Source organism: Exiguobacterium sp. s157 (genome assembly GCF_018618205.1).
Taxonomy (GTDB): Bacteria; Bacillota; Bacilli; order Exiguobacteriales; family Exiguobacteriaceae; genus Exiguobacterium; species Exiguobacterium chiriqhucha.
In genome coordinates, this window is the sequence record NZ_JACSLQ010000023.1 from 1 (window position 1) to 1689 (window position 1689).

Sequence of the window (1689 nt, forward strand, 5' to 3'; positions counted from 1 at the left end):
GTGAACTGCTCCCCGTCAAGTAGACAGGGTAAATAATGAAAACCAACCTAAGCGGCTTGAGACCTGTATTCGACAGGGCTCAAGCCGTTCAGTCGTTTCTGGAGACGATCGTGGTTGTAGAACGATATGTAGTTCTCGATGGCCGTTGTGAGTTCGCTATAGGCCTGGAACTCACGCAAGTAGTACATCTCCACTTTCAAGGTGCCCCAAAAACTCTCGATCGGGGCGTTGTCGAGACAACGTCCGACCCGGGACATGCTGTGGGTCAGTCCCGCGTCTTCCACCATGCGTTTGAACCCTCTCGAGGTATATTGGAACCCTCGGTCGCTATGGATCATCGGACGCGCTCCTGTGCGGAGCCCCGTGATGGCTGGCATCATCGTCTGGAAGACGAGAGCGTTGTTGTTGGACTTTCCGATGCGATAGGCGACGATCGAGCCGTCGTACAGGTCGATGATTGCGCTCAGGTATGCCTTTTTCCCGGCACCATATTTAAACTCGGTGACGTCGGTGCACCATTTCTCGTCCGGTCGGGACGCGCTGAACTCTCGGTTCATCAGATTCTCGGCCACGTGCTGCGGCGTTGACTTCTTATGCTTCTTCCGCTTCCGGCGGATGACCGATTGGATTCCATGGATATGCATCAAGCGATAGACTCGCTTTTCATTGAACGGGGACAGTCCTTGTTGTCGGCGCAACCGGTTGATCGTCATCGTGATCCGACGGTACCCGTATGTGCCGTTCGCCTGGTCATAGAGTAGACGGATGTCCTCCAGAAGCTTCTCGTTCTCTTCTTGACGCACCGGTATGGTGCGATTCAACCATTTGTAATAGGCCGTCCGTGAGATGCCGGCGACTCGACAGAGGAGCACGATCGAAAGGGCCTCCTCTTCGTTCAATTCTTTGATGGCGATATATCGTTGCTGTAGCCGTACCTGGCTGATTATGACCTCCTCTCGATCTCCTCTAACTTTTTTAGGAACAAGATGTCCGCACGAAGAAGTTCATTCTCAAGCTCCATTTGCTGGATACGGCGCTTGAGCTTCTCTTCTTCGCTTAGTTCGTCCTCTGGCTTCGTACGCCCACGGCGGTCCACGAGCGCCTCTGCCCCGCCCGTGTCATACTTTTTGATCCAGCCATAGACCTGGGCATAGGACACCTGAAATTGTTCCGCGGTCTGCTGGTAGTTGCGTCCATTCTCCAAACAATATTTCACGATCTCAAGGCGCTCTTCGAATGTAGTTTTTCTTCCTTTTGTCATAGCTCGATCCATCCCTTTTCTCGAATCTGTTAACTCGCTATGACTAGTATACTTCTTAATCCATTTACGAAGAACAGACCAATCACTGATCTGATACTTGGAGAGTACCTCCATTCTAGTGAACCCATCGAGATAGTCGCGGACGGCCGCGATTTTCAGTTCCTTGGTGTAAGATTTCCATGCCTTCGATTCCTTCAACGCATCAATCCCACCGGTATCGAATTTCACTTTCCACACCTGGAGGGTGTGCCTAGAGACGCCATGAGCCTCCATGATTTCTTTCCAAGTATATGTTTCTTCTTCCATCATGCGCAGCGCACTCAATTTTTGTTCGATCGTATGCCGACTTCTCGCCATAAAAAAACACTCCCCAATCAGATAAACAGATTTGTTATTTCATCTGTCTACCTATTGGGGAGCATATCATC

The 1689-nt window shown here is 50.8% G+C and carries 1 protein-coding gene; it reads right to left on the bottom strand.

What is annotated here, in order from left to right:
- Positions 1-47: 47 nt before the first annotated feature.
- A protein-coding gene (locus KNP67_RS15185; RefSeq protein WP_214756980.1) for an IS3 family transposase occupies positions 48-1618 on the bottom strand; the annotation gives its coding sequence in 2 pieces (ribosomal slippage) (positions 48-979 and positions 979-1618; 1572 coding nt in all).
- Between the last annotated feature and the right edge of the window lie 71 nt (positions 1619-1689).